The organism is Flavobacterium ustbae (genome assembly GCF_003946915.1).
GTDB classification, from domain to species: domain Bacteria; phylum Bacteroidota; class Bacteroidia; order Flavobacteriales; family Flavobacteriaceae; genus Flavobacterium; species Flavobacterium ustbae.
The window spans coordinates 35,915-62,326 of the sequence record NZ_RPOC01000017.1 but is presented as its reverse complement, the minus strand read 5'-3'; the positions used below and the strand labels follow the sequence as shown (position 1 = coordinate 62,326).

Below are 26,412 nucleotides of genomic sequence, written 5' to 3'. Positions count from 1 at the left end.
AAAATGAGATTTCAAGATTTATTAGCTTATAAAAAGTCATTTTCTCTAGCAATGAAAATATTTAATATTACAAAACAGTTTCCAAAAGAAGAAACTTATTCACTGACAGACCAAATTAGACGTTCATCAAGAAGTGTTCCTGTAACCATCGCAGAAGCGTATAGAAAAAGAATATATCCAAAACATTTTTATAGTAAATTAACTGATTCCGATGGAGAAAACTCAGAGACACAAGTGTGGCTAGAATTTGCTCTTTCTTGTAAATACATTTCAATTGAATTATATCAAGAACTTTTAAATGAAAGTTTTGAAATTGGAAAACTAATAAATTATATGCTTTTAAACCTAGGGAAATTTGGAGTAAAAGTTAGTGATCAGTAATCAGTTTTTTTAGTGTTCAGTTACAACTATACTGATTACTAAAATCTGATCACAAAAATCCTGATTACTGTACACTAATTAAACTGAACACTGAACACTAAAAAACCTGTACACTGAACACTAAAAAAATGAGCGGCATTTACATTCACATCCCTTTTTGCAAGCAGGCTTGTCATTACTGCGATTTTCATTTTTCGACTTCGATGAAGAAAAAAGATGAGATGGTTTTGGCTTTGGCTAAAGAAATTGCGATGCGTAAAACCTTCTCCCGAAGTTTCGAGACCGCTCAGGATGAGACTATCATTGAAACTATTTATTTTGGCGGTGGTACTCCTTCGGTTTTAACTTCTTTTGAAATCAATTTTCTGATTGAAGAGATTTATAAAAACTATAAAGTTGCCGAAAATCCAGAAATTACACTCGAAGCCAATCCAGATGATTTATCGATAGAACGAATTTTAGAATTATCAAAAAGTCCGATAAATCGTTTAAGCATTGGAATTCAGTCTTTTTATGAAGACGATTTAAAGATGATGAATCGCGCTCATAATTCAGCTGAAGCTAAAAAATGTCTGGAAGAAGCCACAAAATATTTTGATAATATTTCGTTGGATTTAATTTACGGAATTCCGGGCTTAAGTGACGAAATGTGGAGGCAAAATATTCAAACGGCTTTGGATTTTGGAATTCCACATATTTCGAGTTATGCTTTGACGGTTGAACCGAAAACGGCTTTAAGCAAATTAATTCAAACTGGAAAAATTGCTGAACCTCAAGACGAAGTAGCTTCTAATCATTTCTCGATTTTAGTTGAAATGCTTCAGCAAAACGGTTTTATTCATTACGAATTATCGAATTTTGGGAAAGAAAATTACTTCTCTAAAAACAATTCGGCTTACTGGCTGGGCAAAAAATATATCGGAATCGGTCCGTCTGCACATAGTTATGATGGTGAAAAAAGAGGCTGGAATATTGCTAATAATTCGCTTTATCTAAAAGCAATTCAAAACGATGAACTTCCACTTGAAACGGAAACTTTAACCATTTCAGATCGTTATAACGAATATATTATGACGGGATTACGAACGATTTGGGGTGTTTCTTTAGAAAGAATTGAAAACGAGTTCGGAATTGAATATTTGAATTATTTAAAAAAACAAAGTCAAAAATTCTTAAACGACGATCTGCTTTCGATCGAGAACAATATCTTGAAACCCACTTTGAAAGGAAAATTTCTAACGGATGGAATTGCCAGCGATTTGTTTTTCTTAAATTTGGAAGAGTAAAGAATTAGCCACGAAGGCACAAAGGCACAAATTAATTTAAACTTTGCGACTTAGCGTCTTTGCGGCATAAAACCCAAATTTGTGTTAGCAACAATCAACAACTTCGAAATAGACTTATCAAAACCTATTGATATCTCGATTCCATTAACCAATACAGACGAAAATCCGATTGCGTGGTATATCGAAAAACCAGTAATCGAACCCGTAGTTTTTGGTAATTGGATTGGCAAAGTTTCGGAAGGAAAATCATCAACTAATTTCAATAATATTTTCTTCAATCCGCATGGGCATGGAACGCATACGGAATGTCTAGGACATATTACGAATGATTTTTACAGTATTAATCAATCCTTGAAACAGTTTTTCTTTTTTGCCGAATTGATTACGGTTGAACCTGAAAAACAAGGGGAAGATTTTGTGATTACAAAAGATCAAATACAAAATTTAATTACCCAAAAAATTGAATCTCTAATTATTCGAACAATTCCAAATTCAAAAGACAAAAAGTCAAGAAAATATTCAAATACCAATCCGCCTTATCTTTCAGAAGAGGTTGCGATTTTCATCCGCGAAAGCGAAATTCAACATTTACTGATTGATTTGCCAAGCGTTGACAAAGAACATGATGAAGGAAAATTATTAGCTCATAAAGCTTTTTGGAATGTAAAAGATACTGTAAATCTAAATCCTGATGCGAGATTAAATGCCACAATTACAGAAATGATTTATGTTTCAGACGAAATTGAAGACGGAAATTATATTTTAAATTTACAAATTGCTTCGTTTGAAAACGATGCAAGTCCGAGTAAACCTATATTATACAAGATTTAAAAGTTAACCACAAATTACACAAATTTTCGCAAATTTCCTTTTTTATTTAGCCACAGATTAAAGGATTAAAATGATTAAAAATCTGTGAGGAATCTTTTTAATCTGTGGCAAAAAATAATTTGTGAAAATTTGTGTAATTTGTGGTTAAAAAAAACTCTAATGATCACAGTTTCGACAGATAAAACAAAACTTGATATTCCGTTTATACAGAATTTTTTAAAAGACATTTATTGGGTGGCGGGGCGAACGATGGAAGAAGTGCAACGTACAATTGATGCGTCATTTTGTTTTGGAATTTATTTAGATGATAAACAGATTGGTTTCGCACGCGTGATTACCGATTATGTTGTTTTTGCTTATTTAATGGATGTTTTTATTGATGAAGAACATCGCGGAAAAGGATATTCGTCAATTTTGATCGATGCCATGATGAAAGAACCTCAATTGCAAGAAGTTAAGATATGGCGTTTGGCAACAACTGACGCTCACTTTTTATACGAGAAATTCGGATTTACAAAATTAGCGCATCCTGAAAAAATGATGGAAAAAGTAATCAAATGAAAACAGTTTTAAAACTCGAAGAAACGGCTTTATTTATTCTCGGAATCTTTTTATTCAATCGCTTAAATTATGAATGGTGGTGGTTTCTGGCTTTAATTTTAGCTCCAGATTTATCTATGATTGGTTATACTTTTGGCAACAAAATTGGAGCATTTTTATATAATCTCTTTCATCATAGAGGAATTGCTCTTTTAATTTATGCAATTGGATGTTATTTGAGTATTGAAACGGTTCAGTTAGCCGGAATTATTTTATTTTCACATTCGGCTATGGATCGTATTTTTGGTTACGGACTTAAATATGAAAAAGGATTTAAATACACGCATTTGGGCGAAATCGGTAAATAAAAACAATTATGAATTTAGAAACGTTTTACGAATATTGTCTTTCTAAAAAAGGTGTAAGCGAACATTTTCCTTTTGATGAAGATACGCTGGTGTTTAAAGTTGGCGGAAAAATGTTTGCTTTGTCTTCGCTTTCTCAATGGGAAAAAAACGAGCAGTCGGTCAATTTAAAATGTGATCCCGAGCACGCGCAGGAACTCAGAGCCGAATATGACGAAATAAAACCAGGTTTTCATATGAGTAAAGTGCACTGGAATACAGTGGCTTTAAACGGAAATCTTCCTGATAAATTTGTTAAGGAACTCATCGATCATTCGTATGAATTGGTTTTCAAAAGTTTGACAAAGAAAATTCAAAATGAAATAACTGAATTAGAAAATTAGGCATTACATTTGTAGCGTCAGTAAAAAAAACTTAGCCACTCAGTCCCGATCCCGAAACTTCGGGAGGGATAGAAACTTAGAACCTTATAAGAAATGAAAGAACAATTTAAAAAGTTTTTAAACGAAGAACAAGATCCGAAAGCGATTGAAAAAATCACTTCGAAACTTACAGATTTATTAATGAAAGGCGAAGAAGTTGGATACATCGCAGTGCAAAAAAAGCCTGCAATTACTGTTTTCCCAGATAGTATTGTATTGACAAACAAACGTATCATTATCTGCAAGCCTAAAAATTTAGGTCTTTCTATGGATTTTACAGATTATACTTGGGATGATATTGCGAGTACTTTTGTAAAAGAAAACATATTAGGTTCTGAATTTTCTTTTGGCACTAAAACAGATTTGGCGGTTTCTATTGATTACATTCCGAAAATTCAGGCTAGAAAAATTTATACTTACGCCAAAGAACAATTGGATATATTGAAAAATCCCGTTCAGACTGCAACTCCAATTCAGGAAACGGTTGTTGAAGAAATTGAACCAGAAGTTGAAGATGAAATCGAAGAAATAGAAGCAGAAGAAGTAACGAGTTTTGCTGAAATTTTGCCTGCCGCTCCAGTTTATGAAACTTACGAACAAATTCAGCCTCAAGCGCCTACTCCAACAGGAGATCGTAAATTAAGTGATTTATCTAAAGAAGAACTTTTTGATAAATTGCAGAATTACAAAAAACTTCTTGATAACGGTTTGATTATGCAAGGAGAATATGATGCTTATAAAAAAGAGATTTTAAGCTACATGTAAAATTATAACCGCAAGGTTCGCAAGGATTTACGCAAGGTCCGCAAAAATAAATAGCCACAGATTAAATAGATTTAAAGGATTTTTATAATCCCAATAATCATTTTAATCTGTGGCTAAAATTTTTAAATTATAGCGTACTTTGCGTAAATCCTTGCGCCCTTTGCGGTTAAGCCTCTAAAGTGTAGCTTTCTGTTTTTCTACAAACTTATGCGATTGCAGTTCCAGTAATTCTTTTGCGTTTTTACGCTGTAAATCGTAGAGACTTTTATCTTCTGCAATATCTGCATAAACTCTATCGTGCATTTCGGCGCTGGTTTTAACCAATAAATCTCTTTGGTATTTGTTTTGCGCCAAAGTCGCTTTCATTGCCGTTTCAGCTTCTTCTTGTTTAAAATCGAATTCTCCTTTTGGTGCTAATAATTTGGCAATAATTGGCGAAGTTTCAATGGCCAAAAACAATAGCATAATAAAGAATGACGGTAGCCAAGGTAGTTTATTCAATGCATTGATGCGTGCCATTAATCCGTCAAAACCTTCAATGATGGGTTGTGTCTGCGAAACTTTTTTATCTAAATCGGCTTGTAATTGTCTGCCTGCTTTTTCTTTTTCGGCAATTTTGGCTTCGTTTGTAGTTTTTAAAGTTTCGTATTCTTTAAGAGCTGCATCGTGTTTTTCACGTTTTTCTTTATAAACTGGGCCTTTTCCTAGTTTTTTGGTTCCGGCAGTTCCTTCGGCTTCTGTAATATAAGTTGAATAAAGTGCGTTTACTTCTTTTTCTTTCTTAACAATGTCAGCTTTTAGCGCTGCAATTTCAGCTTTATTTTTATCTAAATCTGTTTTGAAATAAGTTCCGATTTGCTTTTTATTCGCCAATTCCATTTCGTTTTTCTCTTTCAATAAAACGGTATTGATTTCTTTTTCGAAAATTTTAATTTCCAATGGTTTAGAAATTACAATCGCAATAATAATCGCCAAAACAATACGCGGAGTCGCTTGCAGGAATTCATCCATAAAACGATCTCTTTTTTTAATGGTCGAAACGATAAATCGATCTAAATTAAAAATAAGTAAACTCCAGACAAATCCAAAAATTAAAGCGGGATAAATAGAATCGAAAACGGTAAAAAGTGCATAAGCACTGGCTAAAAAAGCCATAACTGCTGTAAAGAAAACAGTGGCGCCAATACCAACATATTTGGTTTGTTCGCCTTCTGAGCAGTCTTTCAAGAGGTCTCGGTCGGCTCCTGAACATAGGATAAAAAATTGTTTTAACATGATTGATGATTTTTGATTAATGATGATACGGCAAATTTAACGCCAAATTTTCAATTACAAATCAAAATATCTTTTTCTTTTTACTTGTGAATCAATTATTTGATAGTAGCAGTGTTATTTAAAGATTAATAAAATTTAGAAAAACCCATTAATCATAACACTATGTTAATTTTTTTTGAAGGCTTTATTAATACTTGGGTTATAGTTTCGCAACCGAAATCAAACTAAACATAAACTAATGAAAAAATTCTATTTATTAACCTTATTCTTTTTATTTGCCTTTACAGGTTTTGCTCAAAAGGCAATTATATCTGGAAAGATATTAGATGCCGATGACAAATTGCCTCTTCCTGGTGCAATGGTTCAAATTGTAGGCGAAAAAAAATATACCGTTTCTGACTACAACGGGCGTTTTGAATTATTAAATATTACGGAAGGAACTTACAAAGTTGAAGTAAAATATATTGGATATACTTCTCTAGTTCAAGAAATAAAAGTGGAGCAAGGAAAAAACAACGTAATTGACTTCGCTCTTAAAGCTTCTGAAAATGAATTGAAAGAAGTTGTTGTTGGAGACATCTTAAAAGGTCAGGCAAAAGCCTTGAACCAGCAAAAAAATAATAAAAATATCGGAAACGTTATTTCATCAGACCAAATGGGACGTTTTCCAGATGCTAACGTTGGAGACGCTTTAAAACGTGTTCCAGGTATCACAATGCAGAATGACCAAGGTGAGGCTCGTAACATCATTATTAGAGGTTTGGCTCCATCTTTAAACTCTGTTACTTTAAATGGAGACAGAATTCCTTCTGCAGAAGGAGATAACAGAAACGTACAAATGGACTTAATTCCGTCTGATATGATTTCTACAATCGAAGTAAACAAAACGCTAACATCTGACATGGATGCAGATGCTATTGGAGGTTCTGTTAACTTGATTACAAGAGCAACTCCAAACGGAGAAAGAATTTCTGCAACATTAGCAGGAGGTTATTTACCTATTCGTGATCACGCTTCTTACACTGCTGGTTTCGTTTATGGTAATCGTTTTATTGACAACAAATTAGGAGTTGTTGTGAGTGGTTCTTATAACAATGTTGATTATGGTTCTGATAACATCGAAAACGAATGGGTAAGAGATGAATTCGGAAATGATTATTTGCAAGCATCTGAAATTAGAAAATATGATGTACAGCGTATCCGTCGTAGCGGTTCTGTTGCTTTAGATTATAAATTCAACGAAAACAATACAATTTTTGCGAATGCTATTTATAACTGGAGAGACGATAGAGAAAACCGTTTCAGAACCACTTATGATGATATTGAAGCAATTTACGATGGCGAAACTATCACTGGTTTTGAAGGTCGTGTAAAACGTCAGTCTAAAGGTGGTGTTGATAACAACAGAAATAAAAACACAAGATTAGAAGACCAAAGAGTTCAAAATTACTCAATTCGTGGAGAGCACTTAATCAATTCTACTTTAGATTTAGATTGGTCTGCTAACTATGCAAAAGCAAGAGAATATCGTCCGCAAGAGCGTTATATCGAATACCGCCAGACTGGATTAGAAATGTTTCAAGATTTATCAGATATTAGATTTCCTCTAATGACAACTGTAGGTGAATCTCTTGACGCATTTGAATTTGACTCTGTTACTGAAAATACAGACGAAACTAGCGAAAGCGAATTTGGTGCAAAAGTAAACATCCGTTTCCCATTTTCTGTTATTGCTGGAGAAAAAGGAAGATTGAGAACTGGTCTTAGGCTTCGTTTGAAAGAAAAAGAAAGAAACAATATGTTCTATTCTTACACTCCAATTAATGACGACATGGAGTTATTATCTCAAGTTCCAACAAGTTATTTTGACGGAAGAGATTTTAATCCAGGAAGTAAATATGTACCAGGAACTTTTGCTTCTGCTGCTTATTTAGGAGGTTTGGATTTAAACAATGCTTCTTTATTCGAAAAAGAAACAGATCCAGCAGAATATTTAGCAGTAAACTACAATGCAAAAGAAAGAATCTCTGCTGCTTATGTAAGATGGGATCAGGATTTTAATGATAAACTTTCTATGGTTTTAGGTTTCCGTGTGGAGAATACACACATTGATTATACAGGAAACCGTGTATTAGACGAAGAAGAATTAGAAAGCAGAATCAACAATACAAACTCTTACACTAATTTATTGCCGAGTATTTCATTACAATACAATGCAACAAAAGATTTAATTTTAAGAGCTGCTGCTACAACAGCTTTGGCAAGACCTAATTATTATGCTTTAGCACCTTATGTAAACAATATTGCTGCAGATAAAGAAATTACAGCTGGAAACCCAGATCTTAAAGCTACGTATTCATACAATTATGATTTCATGGCAGAGAATTATTTCAAATCTGTTGGTTTAATCTCTGGAGGTGTTTTCTATAAAAGGTTAAATGACTTCATTTACAACTACAGCGACAATCAATATACTGATGCAAAATTTGCTGCCGATTTTCCAAATCAAGCAAACCCGATTCCAGCAGGAGAAAACTGGTCTTTCTTACAATCAAGAAATGGAGAAAATGTTGATGTTTACGGATTTGAAGTTGCTTTCCAACGTCAGTTAGATTTCTTGCCAGGTAAATTCTTAAAAGGTTTTGGTATCTATTTGAACTATACCTACACACAATCTGAAGCTAAAGGAATTGCCGATGAAGATGGAAACGAAAGAAATGACATTAGTCTTCCAGGTACAACGCCACACATGTTTAACGGATCTCTTTCTTGGGAAAACAAACGTTTCTCTGCTAGAATCTCTACCAACTTTACATCTGATTACTTAGATGAATTAGGTTCAGAGTCTTATAAAGACAGTTACTATGACAAGCAGTTTTTCTTAGATGCAAATGCTTCTTATAAAATCACGAAACAATTGCGTGTTTTTGCCGAAGCTAATAACTTAACAAATCAGCCGTTACGTTATTACCAAGGAGTTGCTGCTCACACCAAACAAGCAGAATACTACCAAGCTCGTTTTAATCTTGGATTGAAATTAGACTTATAAAATACAAATATTTAAAATTCTTAAATTAGACAGAGTTTAAGGCTCTGTCTAATTGCATTAAAATATTATCAAAATGAAAAATAAATCTATACTGTCATTTTTACTTTTAAGTGTTTTATTTATCGCTTGTAAAAACGATAAACTAGCTCCAGTTCAGCCAAATGCTGTAAAACCGACAGCAGTTACAGAAGCTCTTCCTCACGATACAGACGATCCTTCAATTTGGATAAACCCGACAGATCCTACAAAAAGTATTATTGTTGGAACAGATAAAGACACAGACGGAGGTTTATATGCTTTTGATTTGAATGGAAAAATCCTTAAAAAATCAATTACCTTAAAGCGTCCTAATAATGTGGATATCGCTTACGGATTGATTATTGACGGAAAAAAAGTTGATGTTGCGGTTACAACTGAAAGAGAAGAAAATAAAATCAGAATTTTTAGCCTTCCTGATTTAGAGCCGATCGATAATGGCGGAATTCCAGTTTTTGAAGGAGAAGCACAACGCGACCCAATGGGAATTTCATTGTACACGCGCCCAAGCGATCAGAAGATTTTTGCTATTGTTGGAAGAAAAACAGGACCTTCTGGAAGTTATTTATGGCAGTATGAACTTTCTGGAAACGGAAAATTTGCTGCAGCAAAAGTAGTTCGCAAATTCGGAACTTACAGCGGTAAAAAAGAAATTGAAGCTATTGCTGTTGACAACGAATTAGGATTTGTGTACTATTGCGATGAGCAGGTTGGAATTAGAAAATACAAAGCAGATCCTGCTTTAAACGATAATAAAGAATTGGCTTTCTTCGGTCAAAAAGATTTTAAAGCAGATCATGAAGGAATTGCCATTTACAAAAAAACAGATTCTACAGGATACATTTTAGTATCGAATCAGCAGGCAAATTCTTTTATGGTTTACCCAAGAGAAGGTGCAAACGGAAATCCAAACAATCACCCGCTGTTGGCTGAAGTTCCAACTTCTACAATCGAATGTGATGGTGCCGATGTAACAAGCGTTAACCTTGGCGGGGCATACAAAAACGGACTTTTCGTAGCGATGAGCAACGGTATGACTTTCCACTATTACGCTTGGGATTTAATCCAAAAACGCATAGACGAAGCAAAGAAATAAAGATTCAGTGTTGATTTGAAATTGCAGGTTTTCAGTCCTTTCCTTTAAACTGTGACTGAAAACTGCGTTTCAATGATGTTCATGAAGTTCATGTTCTTCCACAAAGACACACAAAGAAAAAACGCAAAGGTTCGCAAAGTTATATTAAAAAAACTTTGCGAACCTTTTGCATTAGTATTAGCACATCCTAATGTCAGGCTAGGGTGACAGTTAAAGACTGAACACTAAAAATCTGACCACTGACCACTAAAAAAAAAAAGCTGTTCAAAACGAACAGCTTTTTTTATTTGAATCAATAATTCCTTTTATTCTGTAATTGGTGCTCCCGCTAAAATCTCAGCGTTAGCAAACTCTTCAAATTTGGCAAAATTAGCTTTGAATTTTTGTGCCAATTCTAATGCTTTCTTATCGTATAAATCTTTGTCTTCCCAAGTATTTCTAGGATTTAGAATTTCTTCTGGAACATTAGGGCAAGTTTGTGGTTTTGCAATTCCAAATACAGCGTGATTTTCAAACGTTACATTGTCCAATTCTCCTTTAAGAGCAGCAGTAATCATCGCACGAGTATATTTTAGTTTCATACGGCTTCCTGTTCCGTACGCACCGCCAGTCCATCCTGTGTTGATTAACCAAACTTTTACGCCGGCATCTTTCATTTTTTTGCTTAACATTTCAGCATAACGCGTTGGATGCAAAGGCATAAATGGAGCTCCAAAACATGCAGAAAAGTTAGGCTGAGGCTCTGTTACACCTGCTTCTGTACCAGCAACTTTTGCAGTATATCCAGAAATAAAGTGGTAAGCCGCCTGACCTGGAGTTAGTTTTGAAATTGGAGGCAAAATTCCGAAAGAATCTGCCGTTAAGAAAAATATATTTTTAGGATTGTGTCCAACCAAACCTGGCTGTACATTATCAATATGTGTAATTGGGTAACTTACACGAGTATTTTGCGTGATCGAAACATCGTCATAATCTACTTCATTTGTTCCAGCTTTAAAAACCACATTTTCTAAAAGCGCTCCTTTTTTGATAGCTCTAAAAATGTCTGGTTCGTTCTCTTCTGTCAAGTTGATTACTTTTGCGTAGCATCCGCCTTCAAAGTTGAAAACCGTATTTTCGTTTGTCCATCCGTGTTCATCGTCTCCGATTAATTTACGCTCTGGATCTGCAGACAAAGTAGTTTTTCCTGTACCAGATAAACCAAAGAAAATTGCCGTATCTCCTGCTTCACCAACATTGGCGCTACAGTGCATTGGAAGTGTATTTTTGAAAACTGGAAGAATAAAGTTCAAAGCAGAAAAAATTCCTTTTTTCATTTCTCCTGTATAACCCGTTCCACCTATTAAAGCGATTTTTTTTGTAAAATCTAAAATAGCAAAATTAGACTGTCTTGTTCCATCTACAGCAGGATCTGCCATAAAACTTGGAGCACAAACTACGGTCCATTCTGGAGTAAAATTAGCCAATTCTGACTCTTCTGGACGTAAGAACATATTGTAGCAAAACAAATTTGACCAAGCTGTCTCTGTTACAACACGAACATTTAATCTGTAATTTGGATCTGAACACACATAAGAATCACGAACAAAAACTTCTTTGTCTGATAAAAATGCTGTCACCTTATTATAAAGCTTTTCAAAAGCTTGTGGTTCAAACGGAATATTTACATTTCCCCACCAAACTTGATCTTTAGTAATATCATCTTTTACAATAAAACGATCTTGTGGAGAACGACCTGTAAATTCACCTGTATTAATTGCTAAAGCTCCGGTAGAATTCTCAACACCTTGTCCAGACTGCAAAGTAATCGCATGTAATTCATCTGCAGATAGTTGATAACGAACTTTTGCATTTTCAATTCCTAGCTCTTTTAACGAAATCGATTGCGCGAAAACTGTATTAGTGTCCATAAATTTTTAAGTTGTGTGTGATTTTTTGTTTAAAGCAAAATTACAGATTAATTTTTATTCCTTTCAAAATACTTAAATTTCACTTTAATTAATATCAAAAAGGAGAAATTTCACTTTGAAAATCACAAAAAAGAAAAAAATAACCGCTTCTAATTTGTTTATTTACAACCTAATGAGGGACTTTGTTATATTATTTTTGTTTAATGCTAAAAAACATAAAAAAGTCACACAAATAAAGTTATATGTTATTTATGTGACAAAATTAAAGATTAATTCTTAGACAGAATTTTTTTTTCGGTATTTTATGATTTTCTCTTCAAAATTGTAAAGAATAATAGCGCCCAGGCAATAATTAATAGAAAACCACCCACTGGAGTTGCGAATACTATAATTTTAGAATAGAATAAGGTGTAGTCTTTCGTTGCCACCAAATAGATAGAACCGCTAAAAAGAACAACACCTGCAACTACCAAATTGTAGATTGCCTTTAAGGTCTTTTCTGCAATGTCTTTTTGGGTTGATAAGAAAAGAAGAAATAGAGCGTGATACATTTGATATCGAACACCAACTTCAAAAGTATTTAACTGATCGACTGAAAGATATTTTTTTAATAAATGTGCGCCAAAAGCACCCAAAATAATAGCTAACATACCAATAAAAGCTCCCGTTAGAATGATTCTTCTTTTCATAATTTATCTCTTTGAAATTTGAAACAAAAATACTTCAAACGAACCAAAAAACCGCTTTAGTTTCTCGATTATTTAGAACAAAAGCAGGTTATTTTCTATCGAAATTCAAAAAATAAATTCAATTTAATTCATTTTCAATTGTTATATTTATAACATTTAAATATATTTGTGTTAAATATTTGAAACATGAGAAACGTTTTAATAATTGGAGCAGGAAGATCTGCGTCGTCTTTGATTCGATATTTATTGTCGAAGTCTAATGAAGAAAACCTACATATTACTGTAGCTGATCTTTCTTTGCCATTAGCGGAAGCCAAAACTCAAAATCATCCGAATGCAACTCCACTCGCTTTAAATATTTTTGATACCGACGAAAGAAAAACCGCTATTGCGAATGCTTCAATAGTAATCTCCATGCTTCCTGCGCATCTGCATATTGAAATCGCAAAAGATTGTATTGAATTTAAAAAACATCTGGTTACGGCATCTTACATTAGTGATGCCATGCAGAGTTTGGATACAGATGCAAAACAAAACAATCTGATTTTTATGAACGAAATTGGCCTTGATCCCGGAATTGATCATATGAGTGCCATGAAAGTTATTGACGAAATTAGATCTAAAGGCGGTAAAATGCTTTTATTCGAATCTTTTTGCGGCGGACTTGTTGCTCCAGAATCTGATAATAATCTATGGAATTATAAATTTACATGGGCGCCAAGAAATGTAGTGCTGGCAGGACAAGGCGGTGCAGCCAAGTTTATTCAGGAAGGCACTTATAAATACATTCCGTATAGCGCTTTGTTTAGAAGAACTGAATTTCTAGAAGTGGAAGGCTACGGAAAATTTGAGGCTTACTCAAATCGGGATTCTCTTAAATACCGTTCGGTTTATGGTTTAGATGATATTCTAACTTTATATAGAGGCACAATTAGAAGAGTTGGTTTTTCTAGAGCCTGGAATATGTTTGTTCAGCTCGGAATGACTGATGATAGTTATATTTTAGAGGGGTCAGAAAATATGAGTTATCGTCAGTTTATCAACTCTTTTCTTCCTTATCATCCAACGGATTCTGTTGAAATTAAAACCCGTCTGATCTTAAAAATCGATCAAGACGATATTATGTGGGATAAACTTTTGGAATTGGATTTATTTAACCCAAACAAAAAAGTAAATCTCCCAAATGCTACTCCTGCTCAAATTCTAGAAAAAATCTTAAGCGAAAGCTGGACTCTTGAACCAGATGACAAAGATATGATTGTCATGTATCATAAATTTGGTTATGAACTTAATGGAGAAAAGAAACAAATCGATTCTAAAATGGTTTGCATTGGCGACGATCAAACCTATACGGCAATGGCAAAAACAGTCGGACTTCCGGTTGCAATTGCGACATTATTGATTTTAAACGGAAAAATTACAACTCCCGGCGTACAGCTTCCTATTAAAAAAGAAGTTTACGAACCAATTTTAAAAGAGTTAGAAGAATATGGAGTCATTTTTAACGAACAAAATGTGCCTTATTTTGGATATAATCCAGACTTATTTTAGTCAGGATCTGCAGTTTATTTTAGATTTTTTTTAATTAGTTTTTTAATTTTAATCCGCTTCTTCCATCAGGAGCGGATATTTTTTTTCTTTTAAGGGACAAAGGTGCAAAGTAACAAAGTGGCAAAGGTTTTCTACTTTTCGTAAAAAAAACCTCCAGCTAAGGCTGGAGGCTATTGAAAGTCTATGTCACTTTGCAACTTTGTCACTTTGTTACTTTGGCGCAGCCTGAATCGTAATTGGCAAACTATAAAGCACACGAACAGGTTTTCCGTTTTCACTTCCAGGAATCCATTTTGGAGAAAGTTTTAAAACTCGAATTGCTTCTTCTCCTAAACCATATCCAGCATCTTTTACAATTTTGAATTCAGACAGGCTTCCGTCTTTTTCAACCATAAACTGCATCGATATTTTGGTTTCAACATTATTTTTTGATGCTTCTGCTGAAACTTTAAAACGTTGCCCTACAAACTTATAAAACTCTATAATTCCGCCTGGAAATTCGGGCTGTTTAATTTTTAAATCTCCTGATTTATAAACCTTATTAGCAAATGGATCAACTTTTTGAGCTGTCACTTTTGAACTAAAAGTAAACAGAAGTAAACTGCAAACTAGTCCAACAATAAAAACTTTAAAAACTATTTTTAAAGCAGATTCTTTTTTGGTCATCATAAGCAAGCGCTTTTTAGTTATTTGATAATTAATAGTACTTGCTAGCGGAACTGTTTGTCTGTTCGAAGCAAAATCAAGCAGCAGATTCTGGTAATTGCTTATTTCTCCAAACTGTTTATTTACAGCTTCATCAGCTAGAAATTCGTGATTCAGTTTTATAGCTTTTATAAAATAAGAAATGAACGGATTTACCCAAAACACAATTCTCAAAACCTCTGCAAAAAGAATATCCAGCGTATGTTTCTGCTCCAAATGCGCTTTTTCATGCGCGATTAATTCTGACGGAATTTTTCCTGACTCAAAATCGGCTTTATTAACAAAAATCGTATTCCAAAAAGAATGAGGCAAAACAGTTTCTTTCATTAAAACTACTTTTACGCCATTGACCAAGCGGCTTTCTTTTGTTTTTAGTTTTATAAAAAATGAAATCAGGTTTAAAGCCAAACGAAAAGCTAGCACTGTTGAAGCCATAATATATACACCGCTCACAATAACGAACAGGTTTTGCATAATATAATTTTCATCTAAAGAAGTACGATTAGTTTGGATTACTATTTCGTCCAGTTGAATGGTATTTATTCCTGTTTCAAACATCGCCTTCACTGAAAACAATTGGAGCGGAATTACCAAACTGAAAATCAAACTTCCGATAAGATACACACGGTTAAAACGAAACATTTTTTCATTTTCCAACAACAATTTATAAACTGCATAAAAAACTAAAAGCAGTATTGCAGATTTTAAAAGATAGGTTATCATTTTTTCTTTTTTTGAATTTCTGAATCGATTATTTTTTTAAGATCTTCCAATTCTGAAGCCGACAAATTGGTTTCGGTCGTAAAAAACGAAGCAAACTGCGACGCCGAATTATTAAAGAAATTGCTAATCAACCCTTTCACATGTTTCGAGAAATAATCTGTTTTCTTCACCAAAGGATAATATTCTCTCGAATTCCCGAATTCGTTATACGCCACAAATTTCTTGTCGATCATTCTTTTTAATAAAGTCGCGACCGTAGTTGTTGCCGGTCTTGGTTCTGGATAAGCTTCGAGCAAATCTTTCATAAAAGCTTTTTCAAGCTTCCATAAATGCTCCATTAATTGTTCTTCTGCGTTAGATAATTGCATTTTTTTTGAGGTTCTAAGGTTCTGAGATTTTAAGTTCTATCTTAATTCTTAATTCTTAATTCTTAATTCTTAATTCTTAATTCTTAATTCTTAATTCTTAATTCTTAATATCTATTTTTCAAGTTTTTCTGCTTCTGTTTCTGCCAATTCTTTTTTATAGGTTTCCAAATTCCATTCAATATTCAATTTTACTGCATATTCAGCCATAGTGCCAAGTCCGACTTCCGCACGCCTTTTATCTACATTATCTGGATCTATCATTGGAGCTATGCGAATCTTATTCGTCTTTTTATTCATCGAACTCTGACTGCCATAGATTTGTTTTTTCCCTTCTCTTAAAGCAACTCGATCTTCTAAGTAGGCCAAATTTCCTGGATCTGCATTACCAATTTTAGCTGCCTCTCTCATCATCGGCAAATACTTTTGCTGATATTCTAAATCGGCGTGCTGAATAACCAGAAACAAAGTCTTATTTCCCTGTTCGCCAACCACATTTTTCCCTAGCCAGCCCCTTTCATCCAGTATTTTCATCACTTTAATGAGATTAATACTGTCTTTGGTTCCCATAATTTTACCAATGCTATCTATTTTCTTCTTATCAGCATTTGGCTTTCTATAAACATTCATAAATTCTCCACGAATTTCTTGATCTTCAATATAAATTTCTGCGAGTTGTTTTTCTAGCACCTTATCGTAATTGGCTCCAATAATATCCAATTTCTTCTGCAGTTTTTCAATTGTCTTTTTCCATTCTTTTTCTGAATGAAGGCGTTTTAAATCGTTATCAATTCGGATATGTGCCATGTTTTCATACCCTTTATCAATAGACAGATTCAGCCACTTAAAAGCTTTTTTATTTTCTTCTGCCATAGACGCAGAACAGGCTGCATTGTAGAAATCTTTATACGATTTCTGCTCCAGTTTAAAAGCTTTATTATAATAATCAACAGACAACTTATAAATTTCTGCCTCATAACAAGAATCGGCTTTGCGAACCCAATCTTTATAAGTCTGAGCTTTTAAGAAACTGCTGCTCAGTATCAGCAAAACAAAAACAATCGATTTTTTCATAGGTTTTATAGTTAGTTGTTTAATGTATTTTGTTCTGAGATTAATTCTCCTTTTTCGTAATATTTAATGTTTTTCAATTTCCCTTTATCCGAATAAAACTTCCATTCTCCAAAATAAAACCAGTGCGACTCAACTGAATTAGTTTCGAATTTCGTTTTCCCTTTCGATTCTAATTTTCCGTTTTCGTAATAACTTTTTACAACACAAATTCCGTTTTTGTATTTCTCTACCTTGTAGATTTTTCCGCCAATATAAGTTTTCCATTTTTTGACAGGCTGATCGTTTTTATAATGCTCTATAGATTTATATTGAATATTATCCTGAATATAAACATCAACCCATTTGCCTTCTTTTTTCTTGTCTATTTTTTGATTGACAACAGAAGTTTTACAACTTAGAAAGCTAAACAGCATCAAAATAAAAGTCATTTTTTTAACCATTGTCTCTACAATTATAGATTCTATTCTACAAATGTAGAATTAAATTTCAAGCGGACAAGTTTTTTCTTATGTTTTTATCTCTTAGATTATTTTTTTAACCGCAAAGAATGCAAGGATTTTTATTAACCGTTACGTTTATAAACGCAAAGTTCGCAAAGCTTTGTACATAAAGCTTTGCGAACTTTTTAAAATCTTACTTAAAAAATCTCAGCGAACTTTGCGTAAATTCTTCGCGTCCTTGTGGTAAAAAAATCCGCTCATTTCTGAACGGATTTGTATCTAAATCAAGTTTTAAACTTTGACAAAGTGAAAAACTTAAAAAACTTTGCGTCTTTGCGACTTTGCGAGCAAAAAAAAAAGCGCACTTTGTGTAAAAAATTTAACCGCAATCCCGATAGATATCGGGAGCAAGGATTTTTACCATAGGTTACGCACATAAACGCAAAGTTCGCAAAGCTATACGTACATAGCTTTGCGAACTTTTATAAATCTTGCTCAAAAAAATTTTAGCGAACTTTGCGTAAATTCTCCGCGTCCTTGCGGTAAAAAATCTTAGCGTCTTTGCGACTTTGCGAGCAAAAAAAAACGCGCTTAAAAAAAACTTAGTGTCTTAGTGCCTTCGTAGCAAAACCTTATTTACTCAATTCCACAAAATATTTGTAAAACAACGGAATCGTCTCAATACCTTTCAAGTAATTAAAGATTCCGAAATGCTCGTTTGGCGAGTGAATCGCATCACTATCCAAACCGAATCCCATTAAGATCGTTTTGCTTTTTAATTCTTTCTCAAACAAAGCCACAATCGGAATACTTCCGCCAGAACGAACCGGAATTGCTGGAACTCCAAACGTTTCTGTATACGCTTTGTTTGCCGCCTGATAACCGATGCTGTCAATTGGCGTTACATATCCTTGTCCGCCGTGGTGAGGCGTTACTTTTACCGTAACTCCAGCTGGAGCTATACTTGTAAAATGTTTGGTAAACAATTCTGTAATCTCTTCCCAATCCTGATTTGGAACCAAACGCATTGAGATTTTAGCGAAAGCTTTGCTCGCAATAACCGTTTTAGCACCTTCTCCGGTGTAACCTCCCCAGATTCCGTTTACGTCTAATGTCGGACGAATTGAGTTTCTTTCGTTGGTTACATACCCTTTTTCGCCATAAACATCTTCGATATTTAAAGCGTTTTTATATTTTTCAAGACTAAAAGGCGCTTTTGCCATTTCCGCTCTTTCTTCTGCAGATAATTCCTGAACTTTATCGTAAAATCCTGGAATCGTAATATGATTGTTTTCGTCGTGAAGCGAAGCAATCATTTTTGCCAGAATATTAATCGGATTCGCTACTGCCCCACCGTATAAACCTGAATGTAAATCGCGGTTTGGACCTGTAACTTCTACCTCAACATAACTCAAACCTCTTAAACCTGTCGTGATAGACGGCTGTTGGTTGGAGATCATTCCTGTATCTGAAATCAGGATGACGTCGTTTTTCAGTTTTTCCTGATTGCGCTCTACGAACCAAGCCAGACTTGCAGAACCTACTTCTTCTTCTCCTTCGATCATAAATTTTACGTTGCACGGAAGCTCGTTGTTCTGAACCATATATTCCAATGCTTTTACGTGCATGTACATCTGACCTTTGTCGTCACAAGCTCCACGCGCGAAAATGGCGCCTTCTGGGTGAATATCTGTAGTTTTAATAACCGGTTCAAATGGTGGTGAAGTCCATAATTCTAAAGGATCTGGCGGTTGTACGTCGTAGTGACCGTAAACTAAAACCGTTGGAAGATTTGGATCTATTATTTTTTCGCCGTAGATAATTGGGTAACCTGGAGTGTCGCAAGTTTCGACATAATCGCAGCCTGCTTTTGTTAAACTTTCCTTAACAGCTTCTGCTGTGTCAATAACATCTTGAGAGTATGCAGTGTCGGCACTTACCGACGGAATTTTTAATAATTCGATCAACTCATTGATAAAGCGATCTTTATGTTGTTGAACGTAGGACTTAATATTTTCCATTTAAATAATTTTTATAGAAAACCAAAAGTACGAGAAAAAGAATTAAAAAAAATTTTCAAAAAACGCTTTGATAATTCAAAAGTATGCCTATCTTTGCACCCACAATTCCGCGGATATGGTGAAATTGGTAGACATGCCAGACTTAGGATCTGGTGCCGCAAGGCGTGTAGGTTCGAGTCCTATTATCCGCACAAAAAAAGCTTCTGAAAATTTTTCAGAAGCTTTTTTGTTTTACATATATTTGATTCATATATCCTAATCACATAATCACAATGAAAATCAAAGACTTAAAATTAGATTATTATTCAGATTTTTTAGGTGAACCTGAGATCAGATTTTATACCAATCCCAAAAACATTCCTTTTCGAAGAAACAATCAAAAAAAACCAAATGGAATTTCAAGTGAAATTGCACTAACACAAGGCGAAAATGGAATTTACTTTTTCAGCATGTGGGATGGCTTCTTTTTTTTCTTAAGATGTGAACTAACAAAATATTTAAACTCTACATACTTGCCAAAATTCATCAAAGATTATGACGAATGCGAAGGCTGGCGCTGGGATGAAATTGATCTTTTAATCAATGAAAATGATTTAGATTGGTCGATTGATAATTTTTCAATGACTCTTCAAAAAATGAATGAGAAGCAAAAAACCGATTGGAACACTAATAGCATTGTCGATTTAATAATCTTCTTAAAATTCGTAAAAGAAAATGAAATGGAACTAAGAATTTCCTATGAATAAAATATTATTATCCGCACCAAAAAAAGCATCTGAATATTTTTCAGATGCTTTTTTGTTTTTACTACTTCCCTCTTTTGTTATTAAAATTGTTGATAAGCAATTTACTACGATTCTAAATATTTGTCTTTCTATGTTATTTTTGAGAGATAACATTTTAAATCATTTAAAATACAACTTTTTCAGATGAGAACCTTTTTTAAATACTCAAATATTTTAGCTCTTTTAGGAATTATAGCAGGATTTATAATTTATTTTTTAGCTGAAAAAAAGAAAGAATTGACACTTTATACAAATTCGTTTATCTCTTTAGTTGACAAAAACTCGCTTTCTGGATCAGGAATTAAAGTCTCTTTTGACAGTGTTCCTGTTACAAATCTTTATAAAGTAAATTTTAGTTTAATTAATACCGGCGATGTTGCAGTAACAAAATCTGACCTTATTGATAAAATAAAAATTAAATTTGATCCAAAAGCGACACTTCTTAAATATGAAATAAAAAGTTACCCTATTACAATTAAGATTGAAGATGAGAATTCAAAAAACGAAATTGAAATAAATCCAGACCTTTTAAACCCAAGTGATCGAATTGATTTTATAACTTATTACACATTAAATAAAGAAGGTTGCCTACCCCAAACAGATTCTAGAATAATAGATGGGAAAATCATCATCAAAAATTTAGTAAACGAAATCGAAACAGATCGTAAATTTAAAATTATAAATACACCAGTAGGCGAAACTCTGTTTTGGTATATGGTAATTTGGAATATTGCAATTTTTATCATGATAACATGGGCAATATTCCGAGATAAAGAAAATCCTAAATGGGCAAAAATTACTGGCTATATTATTTTTGGCGGAGGAAATGTTTTAACAATGATATATATTTATGGTAAAGAGTTTTTATAACCAAATAATTTTATCATTTCGAAACATATAATAATCCACCTTGACGAAAGAAGCTCCCCAACATCACCAACAAGTTTGTACACTATGAAAAAAATTGCGGAAATCACTCTGAAATTTTTGTAGGTTTTGTTGTTTTGACTTCTCCTTTCGTCGAGATGAACTATTTATCAAAATTGGAATTTGGAATTTCAAAAATTGGAATTTCTTGCATTTATTCAACATCCAAATAAGGATCGAGAACTTCTGCCAATCTATTGAGCCAATAAAAATTATCGTCTAGATTCTTTATTTCAGATTCTAATGTTTCGCATCCACGCATAGAACATAACGAAAGCGCATAATTTACTTGTCGTATCATTTTTGCGATATCTTTTGGATCGATAACATTATTAAAAAAATCTTTTAATCTGGTTTCAACTTCATTTGAAAAGTTTTCTGTAATCATTATCTTATTTTTTATTTGGGTCAAATATAATAATTTATAGGCGAATTAGCCTACATGAACAAAATAAATCTTTTACACTTTTGAAATATGAATATTTCAGAAGAAACTTTTCTTGTAAATCTTGGTATTCACGTTAGACAATTACGTGAAAAGAGAGGCTTATCCCAACAAGGTTTAGCTGACGAATGCAATATTGACAAATCTCAAATAGCAAGATTAGAAGTTGCGAAAGTAAATACTGGAATAAAAACCCTTTTTAAAATTGCCAATGCTTTAGGTGTTGAGCCAAAAGAATTGTTAGATTTTCCTTTGAAGTAATACTATTCTCCATGATCAAAACCAAAAAATTCCAGCTTACTAAAAAAGAATACTTCTCTTTTATTATTAGAATTTTATTAAAAAAAATCGGTTGGCTATTCGCTTTAATGATTTTAATTTCTATCTCACTTATTTTCAAGGACAATAAAAATTACACCGAAAATTCCATTATGGTCTTTGGCTTTTTCTTTCCAATTGTATTGTTATTTCAATATTGGAGATTTGCAAATTCAAAAGAAAATGCAATTATCTTAAAGGAAAGACAATTTGAAATTTTTCCAGATAAGATTTTATACCAAATGGGAGAAGTTTCTGAAGGCACAATTGATGTTGAAAATTTTATAAAAACATTTGAATTAAAAGATCTGTACCTTATATACATCTCAAAAGGTCAATGTTTTTATTTTCCTAAAAGAATTTTCGAATCTAAACAAGATGAAAACTGGTTTAGAAATGAAGTGTTTTTAAAAATTAAGAATAAATAACTCAGCTAAAGCCATTTCTTTCAAAACCATAAAAACCTCCAGCTAAAGCAGTAGACAATTCGTCTAATTTTGTCATTCTGAGGAACGAAGAATCGCACTCGAAATTCCGTAAAGTGAATTTTCAATCTGTGTCGAATCCCGCTTGTGATTCTTCGTTCCTCAGAATGACAAACTTTGTGGTTACTTTACTTAATTACTTTGCGTAAAAAAACCTTTGTCAAAGTTTAAAACTTTGACAAAGGCTTCTCGTATAATTTGGAATTTGGGATTTTAAGATTTGGAATTTAATATTTCAATAATCTTTTCCACATTCACTTCACTATAATCATTAATATAAAAATCACACGGCGGAAGTTCTTCTTTAGTATGCGTACTCAAAACGCCAACGACTTTCATTCCTGCATTTAATCCTGCTGTAACACCCGAAAAAGAATCTTCAAAAACCACACAATCAGACGGTGAAACGCCAACGCGTTCTGCCGATTTTAAATACACTTCTGGATTTGGTTTATGAAAAGTAACGTCTTCGCTAGACATCATCGAATCCATTTTTTGGTCGAGTTTCAAGAAATTAGCAATCAAATCGAGATTGGCACGTGGCGCCGATGTAGCAACCGCCGTTTTGAATCCGCGGGATTTTAATTCTTCCAGAAACGTCATGTAATGCGGAATCGTTTCGACTTTGTCTTTATAAATCTCACGGAACATTCCTTCTTTTTCGTCTTCGAGTTTTAGAAGTTCTTCTCCTTCAATTGGACGTTTGAAGAAATGTGTCATGATATAACTATTGTGTTTTCCGTACATATGCTCCTCAAATTCTTCATTGGTGTACGGAATTTTATATTTATTGAAAAACTCTTCGAAAGCTACGACATGATGCGGATTGGTGTGGCAGATTACGCCGTCCATATCAAATATTACACATTTTTGGCTCATAATTTTATTCTGTTTTTAAACGGGTGCAAGATAAGGCAATAAAGCGTTTATTACGCAGAGATTCACAAAGGTTTTTCGCAGAGATACGCAGATAGTTTTTTTAATCTCGCAAAGGCGCAGAGGCGCAAAGTTTTGTTCTAATTTTTTGTCATCCTGAGCGAAGTCGAAGGACGTAAAGTTTTTTTATTTCACGCAGATTTAAAAAAGGATTTAAGCAGATCGGGCAGATTATTTTATAAAAAATCCAAATTAAATCTGCTCTAATCTGCTTAAATCTGCGTGAAAAAAATCCTTTTAATCTTAATAATCTGTGGCAAAAAAAACTTTGCGATACTAACTCCATCCCTGCTTTGGAATTTGGAATTTTAGAAAATTGGAATTTACCTTTTAGCCTATCCAAATTTTGCTTTTCACCAAAGTAATCGTCTGCCTCAAATGCTGATTCAAAGCAATTAGAATAATCAAAACCACCAAACCATAACCTACAATAGTATAAATCTCCATATCGGCCAATAAAGTCGATTGTTTGCTCATGGTTCCGAAGATCTTTTTCATCGCTAGAACATTGGCATTGTCTGCGGAATATCCTTTAGCGATAAAACTCTGCGTTGTAGCAGCGATATTTTGCTGTGCTTCGGGATTTTCTCCTGTTACGAATTGGCTTAGTTTTAGAAAATGTTTTTTATTGAGAAAAACTACTGCGTTCTGCATCACACAAAAACCAATTGTGCTTCCCCAAAAACGTCCAGAAACCCCGACAATTCCAGCAGAAACCGCCATATTTGCCGGAACCGATGATGTGGTAAATAAGATGAGCGGAACAAATAAAAACCCAACACCGATTCCTTGCAAAATATAGGGAACAATAATATCGCTCAATGCCACATCGGGCACAAAAAGAAACGTAAACCAAAAATGAAATATCGCAATAAGCGTAAAACCAATCAGAAAAATAATTTTGGTCGAAACAGATTTCATCAGGAAAAAAGCAGCCAGAATCAATCCGATTACGTTTCCTAATCCGTTAATGTATTGCACGCCCGCGACACGCGACGGATCCCAATTCCAAATTGAATACATCGCTCCGTGACACAAACTCAATGTGGCACGGCTGATGTAGAAAAGGAAAAACAATAGAAATCCGATTCGAAGATTGGCATATTTTATCACTTCAAAATCGAAACTTGGTCGTTTTACCAAACGTTCTTTAAAAATGAATAATCCGCCTGTAATGAGCGAAAACATCAGCATTAAAACCATTTCTGAAGATTGAAGCCAGTATTTTTTTTCGGCATAAACAAAAAAGTAGGCACCGCAAAGAATCGAAATTAAAACCAAAAAATAACTCATCCAATCGATTTGATACAAAGGGATTTTCTTTGTAATTCGGTGCCCTCTAAAAGTAACTAAGATTAAAAAGACGTTTAAAACCTGAAGTCCACCCGAAACATACAACATGTATTTCCAGTCGTAATGATCGAGGAACCAAACAGCGATATTCATAATAAACGGCGTTGATAAGAGCAATGCGCCATAATAAAATGTAAAACCAATGATAATCGCATTTTTAGTATTGAACTGTTCAATAAGCAATTGTCTAATGGTGATTACAGGAAGCGCCATCAGAATTCCTTCGGCAACTCTCATCAATAAAAAAACCGAAAAATTGGTAATATACGCCGAGGAAACAATCGTAATTCCGATAAGGGAATACACGGCCATCAGGTAATTTTTGGCAGGAAAAAAACTCGAAAATCGGCCTTCTATTAAAATTGTAGCGAGTAAAGTTCCGTAGGTAACGCACATCGCGAATTGCAAATCTTCTGGCTCAATATCCAGAAAACTCGCCGCGTACGTTACATTTGAACTGTAAACTCCCAACAAAATCATAGAATGCAGCAGACAGACGAACAATATAATTATGATCGCCCATCTCGGAACCCACGATTTAAATATACTTTTATCTTCCATTTTATTTGTGTGCAGCAACAACTGTAATGTTCATTCCTGCTCTTAAAAAATCGGTTTGTTTGTCGTTGTCTTTTAACTGAATTCGAACCGGAATTCGCTGTTCAATTTTCACGAAATTTCCTGTCGCATTATCTGGCGGAAGCAAAGAAAATCTCGCACCACTTGCAGGCGACAACGAAGCAATTGTTCCGATAAATGTTTTATCATTTACAGCATCAGCTTTAATTTCAACTTCCTGACCAACGGTTAAATATTGCAATTGCGTTTCTTTAAAATTGGCGGTAATCCATTTTTCTTTACTCACAATAGAAAGTAAAGACTGTCCTTCTTTTACCATTTGTCCTGGTTGTAAAGTTCGTTTTCCAACCCAGCCGTCATAAGGCGCCGTGATAATCGTGTACGAAAGAAATAATGACGCATTATCAACAACAGCTTGTTTTGAAGCGATATTCGTCTGCGTTGTTGGAACATTCGCTTCGGCAACAGAAGTGCTTAAAGCAGAAGAATGAATTCTGTTTTTCATTTCCCGAAAATGTGCCTGAGCCGTTTCATAATCAGCTTTTACTTTTTCTAATTGTTGCGAAGTCGCCGCTTCTTCTTTTACCAAAGCCTGATATCTTTCGTATTCTAATTTGGTTTTCCAAAGATTCGATTTTGCCGCTTCTAACTGCGATTCGTTTATCGCCGTTGCACTCGCCGTATTAATGGCATTTTTCTGAGCTACAACGCTATATTGTTTCGCGTTTTGAACATCAGCCAAAGCCACATTTAATTTCGATTGATATTCCCTGTTATCAATCACCACCAAAGTATCACCTTTATGCACAAACTGATTTTCGTTAAAACGAACTTCCTGTACATAACCCGTAATTCTCGACATAATCGGCGTAACGTATTGCTCCACCTGAGCGTCATTGGTTTCTTCATGATTTCGGTTAAAAACATAAAACCAAATCCCTAAAATAACCCCGCTTATAACCAGCGTACACGCAATAATTGTTATTATGATATGAAACGTTCTATTTCTTCTAGTTTCATTTTTTATCTTAACCATAAACTTTATATCTTTTAATTTCCA

The 26,412-nt window shown here is 33.9% G+C and carries 25 protein-coding genes, 1 tRNA gene and 1 pseudogene; 15 read left to right on the top strand and 12 right to left on the bottom strand.

What is annotated here, in order from left to right:
- Positions 1-3 precede the first annotated feature (3 nt).
- The 7 genes from EG814_RS17450 to EG814_RS17420 all read left to right on the top strand — a co-directional run bounded on the left by EG814_RS17450 (position 4) and on the right by EG814_RS17420 (position 4,590).
- Positions 4-381, top strand: coding sequence for a four helix bundle protein (locus EG814_RS17450; RefSeq protein WP_125723209.1), 378 nt, complete (start codon positions 4-6; stop codon positions 379-381).
- Between the two features lie 128 nt (positions 382-509).
- Positions 510-1,667, top strand: a complete 1,158-nt coding sequence (gene hemW / locus EG814_RS17445; RefSeq protein WP_125723174.1) for a radical SAM family heme chaperone HemW — start codon at positions 510-512, stop codon at positions 1,665-1,667.
- A gap of 81 nt (positions 1,668-1,748) precedes the next feature.
- Positions 1,749-2,498, top strand: coding sequence for a cyclase family protein (locus tag EG814_RS17440; protein ID WP_125723173.1), 750 nt, complete (start codon positions 1,749-1,751; stop codon positions 2,496-2,498).
- 159 nt (positions 2,499-2,657) lie between these two features.
- Positions 2,658-3,059 (top strand): GNAT family N-acetyltransferase, encoded by a 402-nt coding sequence (locus EG814_RS17435; RefSeq protein ID WP_125723172.1) that lies wholly within the window; start codon positions 2,658-2,660, stop codon positions 3,057-3,059.
- Positions 3,056-3,406, top strand: coding sequence for a DUF4260 domain-containing protein (locus tag EG814_RS17430; protein WP_125723171.1), 351 nt, complete (start codon positions 3,056-3,058; stop codon positions 3,404-3,406). The genes EG814_RS17435 and EG814_RS17430 overlap by 4 nt, the downstream gene beginning before the upstream one ends.
- An 8-nt stretch (positions 3,407-3,414) precedes the next feature.
- Positions 3,415-3,786 (top strand): MmcQ/YjbR family DNA-binding protein, encoded by a 372-nt coding sequence (locus EG814_RS17425; protein ID WP_125723170.1) that lies wholly within the window; start codon positions 3,415-3,417, stop codon positions 3,784-3,786.
- Positions 3,787-3,879: 93 nt separating this feature from the next.
- The gene (locus EG814_RS17420) at positions 3,880-4,590 is read left to right on the top strand and encodes a PH domain-containing protein (protein ID WP_125723169.1); all 711 of its coding nucleotides are present in this window, start codon (positions 3,880-3,882) and stop codon (positions 4,588-4,590) included.
- Between the two features lie 174 nt (positions 4,591-4,764).
- Here the strand turns inward: EG814_RS17420 and EG814_RS17415 are convergent, their stop codons facing one another.
- Positions 4,765-5,865 carry a DUF4407 domain-containing protein gene (locus EG814_RS17415; protein ID WP_125723168.1) on the bottom strand — a complete coding sequence of 367 codons (1,101 nt, stop codon included), beginning with the start codon at positions 5,863-5,865 and terminating at the stop codon, positions 4,765-4,767.
- A 238-nt stretch (positions 5,866-6,103) separates the two neighbouring features.
- On the opposite strand from EG814_RS17415, the gene EG814_RS17410 reads away from it, so the two are divergent.
- Entirely contained in the window at positions 6,104-8,914 is a 2,811-nt protein-coding gene (locus EG814_RS17410) for a TonB-dependent receptor (protein ID WP_125723167.1), read from the top strand.
- A gap of 73 nt (positions 8,915-8,987) precedes the next feature.
- Complete coding sequence (locus EG814_RS17405) at positions 8,988-10,046, top strand: phytase (RefSeq protein WP_125723166.1); 1,059 nt, start codon at positions 8,988-8,990, stop codon at positions 10,044-10,046.
- 305 nt (positions 10,047-10,351) lie between these two features.
- Here EG814_RS17405 and pckA read toward each other — a convergent pair whose 3' ends face one another.
- Positions 10,352-11,956 (bottom strand): phosphoenolpyruvate carboxykinase (ATP), encoded by a 1,605-nt coding sequence (gene pckA, locus EG814_RS17400; protein ID WP_125723165.1) that lies wholly within the window; start codon positions 11,954-11,956, stop codon positions 10,352-10,354.
- A 302-nt stretch (positions 11,957-12,258) separates the two neighbouring features.
- Positions 12,259-12,645 carry a DUF423 domain-containing protein gene (locus EG814_RS17395; protein WP_125723164.1) on the bottom strand — a complete coding sequence of 129 codons (387 nt, stop codon included), beginning with the start codon at positions 12,643-12,645 and terminating at the stop codon, positions 12,259-12,261.
- Positions 12,646-12,831: 186 nt separating this feature from the next.
- Between EG814_RS17395 and EG814_RS17390 the strand changes: the two genes are divergently transcribed.
- Positions 12,832-14,196 (top strand): saccharopine dehydrogenase family protein, encoded by a 1,365-nt coding sequence (locus EG814_RS17390; protein WP_125723163.1) that lies wholly within the window; start codon positions 12,832-12,834, stop codon positions 14,194-14,196.
- A gap of 210 nt (positions 14,197-14,406) precedes the next feature.
- Here EG814_RS17390 and EG814_RS17385 read toward each other — a convergent pair whose 3' ends face one another.
- From EG814_RS17385 to EG814_RS17365, 5 genes are all read right to left on the bottom strand, one after another.
- The gene (locus EG814_RS17385; RefSeq protein WP_235831007.1) at positions 14,407-15,624 is read right to left on the bottom strand and encodes a M56 family metallopeptidase; all 1,218 of its coding nucleotides are present in this window, start codon (positions 15,622-15,624) and stop codon (positions 14,407-14,409) included.
- The gene (locus EG814_RS17380) at positions 15,621-15,992 is read right to left on the bottom strand and encodes a BlaI/MecI/CopY family transcriptional regulator (protein ID WP_125723162.1); all 372 of its coding nucleotides are present in this window, start codon (positions 15,990-15,992) and stop codon (positions 15,621-15,623) included. The genes EG814_RS17385 and EG814_RS17380 overlap by 4 nt, the downstream gene beginning before the upstream one ends.
- 111 nt (positions 15,993-16,103) lie before the next feature.
- A complete protein-coding gene (locus EG814_RS17375) occupies positions 16,104-17,063 on the bottom strand; it encodes a DUF6624 domain-containing protein (protein ID WP_125723161.1) in 960 nt (319 codons plus the stop codon).
- A gap of 11 nt (positions 17,064-17,074) precedes the next feature.
- Entirely contained in the window at positions 17,075-17,491 is a 417-nt protein-coding gene (locus EG814_RS17370; RefSeq protein ID WP_235831006.1) for a toxin-antitoxin system YwqK family antitoxin, read from the bottom strand.
- A gap of 644 nt (positions 17,492-18,135) precedes the next feature.
- A complete protein-coding gene (locus tag EG814_RS17365) occupies positions 18,136-19,524 on the bottom strand; it encodes a dipeptidase (protein ID WP_125723159.1) in 1,389 nt (462 codons plus the stop codon).
- Between the two features lie 109 nt (positions 19,525-19,633).
- Between EG814_RS17365 and EG814_RS17360 the strand changes: the two genes are divergently transcribed.
- From EG814_RS17360 to EG814_RS17350, 3 genes are all read left to right on the top strand, one after another.
- A tRNA-Leu gene (locus EG814_RS17360) sits at positions 19,634-19,715 on the top strand.
- An 81-nt stretch (positions 19,716-19,796) separates the two neighbouring features.
- Positions 19,797-20,270, top strand: coding sequence for a hypothetical protein (locus EG814_RS17355; RefSeq protein WP_125723158.1), 474 nt, complete (start codon positions 19,797-19,799; stop codon positions 20,268-20,270).
- A gap of 183 nt (positions 20,271-20,453) precedes the next feature.
- Entirely contained in the window at positions 20,454-21,179 is a 726-nt protein-coding gene (locus EG814_RS17350) for a hypothetical protein (protein ID WP_125723157.1), read from the top strand.
- A gap of 211 nt (positions 21,180-21,390) precedes the next feature.
- Here EG814_RS17350 and EG814_RS17345 read toward each other — a convergent pair whose 3' ends face one another.
- On the bottom strand, positions 21,391-21,624 hold the full coding sequence (locus tag EG814_RS17345) for a hypothetical protein (RefSeq protein ID WP_125723156.1): 234 nt from the start codon (positions 21,622-21,624) through the stop codon (positions 21,391-21,393).
- A gap of 87 nt (positions 21,625-21,711) precedes the next feature.
- On the opposite strand from EG814_RS17345, the gene EG814_RS17340 reads away from it, so the two are divergent.
- A complete protein-coding gene (locus EG814_RS17340; RefSeq protein ID WP_125723155.1) occupies positions 21,712-21,942 on the top strand; it encodes a helix-turn-helix domain-containing protein in 231 nt (76 codons plus the stop codon).
- A gap of 11 nt (positions 21,943-21,953) precedes the next feature.
- Positions 21,954-22,427, top strand: coding sequence for a YcxB family protein (locus EG814_RS17335; protein WP_125723154.1), 474 nt, complete (start codon positions 21,954-21,956; stop codon positions 22,425-22,427).
- A gap of 408 nt (positions 22,428-22,835) precedes the next feature.
- Here EG814_RS17335 and EG814_RS17330 read toward each other — a convergent pair.
- The 3 genes and pseudogenes from EG814_RS17330 to EG814_RS17320 all read right to left on the bottom strand — a co-directional run.
- Positions 22,836-23,363 (bottom strand): annotated as a pseudogene (locus EG814_RS17330) (HAD family hydrolase); the annotation flags it as partial.
- Positions 23,364-23,750: 387 nt separating this feature from the next.
- Positions 23,751-25,334 (bottom strand): efflux MFS transporter permease, encoded by a 1,584-nt coding sequence (locus tag EG814_RS17325; RefSeq protein WP_125723152.1) that lies wholly within the window; start codon positions 25,332-25,334, stop codon positions 23,751-23,753.
- A 1-nt stretch (position 25,335) separates the two neighbouring features.
- Positions 25,336-26,388, bottom strand: coding sequence for an HlyD family secretion protein (locus EG814_RS17320; RefSeq protein WP_125723151.1), 1,053 nt, complete (start codon positions 26,386-26,388; stop codon positions 25,336-25,338).
- Between the last annotated feature and the right edge of the window lie 24 nt (positions 26,389-26,412).

What these genes read in the sequence shown, in the direction of transcription:
- EG814_RS17425 (WP_125723170.1), top strand. Translation starts at nt 3,415, where the DNA reads ATGAATTTAGAAACGTTTTACGAATATTGTCTTTCTAAAAAAGGTGTA.
- hemW (WP_125723174.1), top strand. Translation starts at nt 510, where the DNA reads ATGAGCGGCATTTACATTCACATCCCTTTTTGCAAGCAGGCTTGTCAT.
- EG814_RS17450 (WP_125723209.1), top strand. Translation starts at nt 4, where the DNA reads ATGAGATTTCAAGATTTATTAGCTTATAAAAAGTCATTTTCTCTAGCA.
- EG814_RS17370 (WP_235831006.1), bottom strand. Translation starts at nt 17,491, where the DNA reads ATGACTTTTATTTTGATGCTGTTTAGCTTTCTAAGTTGTAAAACTTCT.
- EG814_RS17380 (WP_125723162.1), bottom strand. Translation starts at nt 15,992, where the DNA reads ATGCAATTATCTAACGCAGAAGAACAATTAATGGAGCATTTATGGAAG.
- EG814_RS17340 (WP_125723155.1), top strand. Translation starts at nt 21,712, where the DNA reads ATGAATATTTCAGAAGAAACTTTTCTTGTAAATCTTGGTATTCACGTT.
- EG814_RS17375 (WP_125723161.1), bottom strand. Translation starts at nt 17,063, where the DNA reads ATGAAAAAATCGATTGTTTTTGTTTTGCTGATACTGAGCAGCAGTTTC.
- EG814_RS17405 (WP_125723166.1), top strand. Translation starts at nt 8,988, where the DNA reads ATGAAAAATAAATCTATACTGTCATTTTTACTTTTAAGTGTTTTATTT.
- EG814_RS17435 (WP_125723172.1), top strand. Translation starts at nt 2,658, where the DNA reads ATGATCACAGTTTCGACAGATAAAACAAAACTTGATATTCCGTTTATA.
- EG814_RS17390 (WP_125723163.1), top strand. Translation starts at nt 12,832, where the DNA reads ATGAGAAACGTTTTAATAATTGGAGCAGGAAGATCTGCGTCGTCTTTG.
- pckA (WP_125723165.1), bottom strand. Translation starts at nt 11,956, where the DNA reads ATGGACACTAATACAGTTTTCGCGCAATCGATTTCGTTAAAAGAGCTA.
- EG814_RS17345 (WP_125723156.1), bottom strand. Translation starts at nt 21,624, where the DNA reads ATGATTACAGAAAACTTTTCAAATGAAGTTGAAACCAGATTAAAAGAT.
- EG814_RS17355 (WP_125723158.1), top strand. Translation starts at nt 19,797, where the DNA reads ATGAAAATCAAAGACTTAAAATTAGATTATTATTCAGATTTTTTAGGT.
- EG814_RS17325 (WP_125723152.1), bottom strand. Translation starts at nt 25,334, where the DNA reads ATGGAAGATAAAAGTATATTTAAATCGTGGGTTCCGAGATGGGCGATC.
- EG814_RS17415 (WP_125723168.1), bottom strand. Translation starts at nt 5,865, where the DNA reads ATGTTAAAACAATTTTTTATCCTATGTTCAGGAGCCGACCGAGACCTC.
- EG814_RS17410 (WP_125723167.1), top strand. Translation starts at nt 6,104, where the DNA reads ATGAAAAAATTCTATTTATTAACCTTATTCTTTTTATTTGCCTTTACA.
- EG814_RS17320 (WP_125723151.1), bottom strand. Translation starts at nt 26,388, where the DNA reads ATGGTTAAGATAAAAAATGAAACTAGAAGAAATAGAACGTTTCATATC.
- EG814_RS17365 (WP_125723159.1), bottom strand. Translation starts at nt 19,524, where the DNA reads ATGGAAAATATTAAGTCCTACGTTCAACAACATAAAGATCGCTTTATC.
- EG814_RS17335 (WP_125723154.1), top strand. Translation starts at nt 21,954, where the DNA reads ATGATCAAAACCAAAAAATTCCAGCTTACTAAAAAAGAATACTTCTCT.
- EG814_RS17350 (WP_125723157.1), top strand. Translation starts at nt 20,454, where the DNA reads ATGAGAACCTTTTTTAAATACTCAAATATTTTAGCTCTTTTAGGAATT.
- EG814_RS17420 (WP_125723169.1), top strand. Translation starts at nt 3,880, where the DNA reads ATGAAAGAACAATTTAAAAAGTTTTTAAACGAAGAACAAGATCCGAAA.
- EG814_RS17385 (WP_235831007.1), bottom strand. Translation starts at nt 15,624, where the DNA reads ATGATAACCTATCTTTTAAAATCTGCAATACTGCTTTTAGTTTTTTAT.
- EG814_RS17395 (WP_125723164.1), bottom strand. Translation starts at nt 12,645, where the DNA reads ATGAAAAGAAGAATCATTCTAACGGGAGCTTTTATTGGTATGTTAGCT.
- EG814_RS17430 (WP_125723171.1), top strand. Translation starts at nt 3,056, where the DNA reads ATGAAAACAGTTTTAAAACTCGAAGAAACGGCTTTATTTATTCTCGGA.